Here is a 1,864-nt window from a genome sequence, read left to right as displayed (position 1 = left end):
CATCGGTAAAACCTACCACGATTTGATCGCGGTCGAGATTCAATTCTTTTATAATCCCAATTTTTCCATTAAAGAACTTCCGGTCATCTCCGGTATCATTTTTTATAAACATTACCTGCGCACCAATTTTCAACGGCAATGTTTCATCCGCCGGAAACGAGGATTGTTGAAATTCATCTTGCACCACCGCCTTTACGTTGTGCAATTTTCCCGCTAACTGATGAAGTTGTTCCTGATTAATTGTATCCGCAAGTTTGTTATGAGAACTAAGTGTTATATACTGCTCCCCTTCTTTAGGCACGAAATCATGCCGATAATGAGAATTTAATTTTTCTAAATCCTCGGGGGTACATTGGTTATTACGTATATTATTCAACAACGCTATGAATTTACCATCATTTTGGCGATAGATTTTATTAAGTTCTAATAATACCGGAGGGCTTTCGCGTAACACCTTCGAATTGAAGAAGAAAGGACTACTATAGTGATCACGGAGCACATGCCATTCGTGATCGCGTACTACCGGCGGCAACTGATATAAATCACCTATAAATAACATTTGCACACCACCAAAGGGACGCATATCTCGTCTAACAGATTTCAAAATAATATCGATGGCATCCAGCGTATCCGCTCGCACCATCGACACCTCGTCGATTACCAAAAGCTCGAGTTCCTGCAATATCGCACGTCGCTGCTTAGTCAGCTTTATCGTGGAGAACAAACGGCTTTTATTATAAATATGATTGTCCTGCTCGTCCCATTTTAAAGGATAGTCTTCAATAAAAACTCCAAATGGCAACCAAAAAAGGGCATGAAGAGTCGTACCTCCAGCATTCATCGCCGCAACACCAGTAGGCGCTGTGATAGCCATTTTCTTATACGAGTTATCGCGAATATATTTTAAAAAAGTTGTTTTCCCAGTACCCGCTTTGCCGGTAAGAAATAAATGTTGATTCGTCTGATTGACGAATGCGACCGCCTGCATAAATGCTTCATTCTGTTCGTCAACTTTTGGTAATGTCATGACTGTCCTTCTTTTACAAATGATAAGAGACAAAGATAATAATATCTCGATTGCCTTTCAGTACAATTCGGAGATGTTGAAAACCCAAAGTCGTCCACAACGATTGTTTTAGAAAGCTTTTATTGGCAAATAAAAAAGAAAACCATTAACTTCACTGCAAAAATTTAGACTCATGACAACACATATCGATAAAAGTGAATTGTTTAAAGAAATCGAAGAACAATTAACCGAACAAGGCTTTCAAATAGATAATATCGACCAAAGTAGACCTTGGGGTGGATTCTTTGTCATCCATGAGGATCAAGCGCAAAAATTTGCTGATCAATTTTTTGATGGACTTGATGTTCAGGGATTGAAAATATCAGGAAAACTTAGCCCGAAAATTCTTATTGTAGCACCAAACAAACGACTGTCGTGGCAGTATCATCACCGCCGCGCTGAAATTTGGAGAGTTACAAAAGGGACGGTGGGAGTCGTAACGAGTGCGACGGATGATGAAAATGAATTAAAGACGCTTAACGAGGGAGATTTCATTCGACTTCCTCAAGGCGAAAGACACCGGTTGATTGGATTAGAATCCTTTGGAGTTGTTGCTGAAATATGGCAGCACACCGACGATAGCAATCCGTCAGATGAAACAGATATCGTGCGCGTACAAGACGACTTTGGCCGGTAGCCACGTTCGATCCAGTCCTTTCGAATATATTTGAATAAAGAAGCTCTTTTGCCTCTTTATTCAAATATAAAATCTCATACAATTATCCGTGAATTATGTATGACATTCTTTTACGAATAGTGGTATTGCTAAGTGTACACCTCCCTTTATGCTGTTTCTCC

Annotated in this window: 2 protein-coding genes; one reads left to right on the top strand and one right to left on the bottom strand. The window is 39.7% G+C overall.

Annotated features, from left to right (window positions below; all coding sequences use genetic code 11):
• The coding region (locus tag HP439_RS18935; protein ID WP_172391884.1) for an ATP-dependent DNA helicase at window positions 1-1,027 on the bottom strand (1,027 nt) is incomplete at its 3' end.
• Between the two features lie 172 nt (window positions 1,028-1,199).
• Between HP439_RS18935 and HP439_RS18930 the strand changes: the two genes are divergently transcribed.
• Window positions 1,200-1,703 carry a cupin domain-containing protein gene (locus HP439_RS18930; protein WP_172391883.1) on the top strand — a complete coding sequence of 168 codons (504 nt, stop codon included), beginning with the start codon at window positions 1,200-1,202 and terminating at the stop codon, window positions 1,701-1,703.
• The last annotated feature ends 161 nt before the right edge of the window (window positions 1,704-1,864 follow it).

Origin of the sequence: Sphingobacterium shayense, assembly GCF_013179575.1 — a bacterium.
Lineage (GTDB): Bacteria > Bacteroidota > Bacteroidia > Sphingobacteriales > Sphingobacteriaceae > Sphingobacterium > Sphingobacterium shayense.
Note: the sequence above shows the minus strand (reverse complement) of the source record. Positions and strands in the feature narration are given on the sequence as shown.

Excerpts from the sequence above, each read along its gene's own strand:
- HP439_RS18930 (WP_172391883.1), top strand. The coding sequence starts at position 1,200 with ATGACAACACATATCGATAAAAGTGAATTGTTTAAAGAAATCGAAGAA.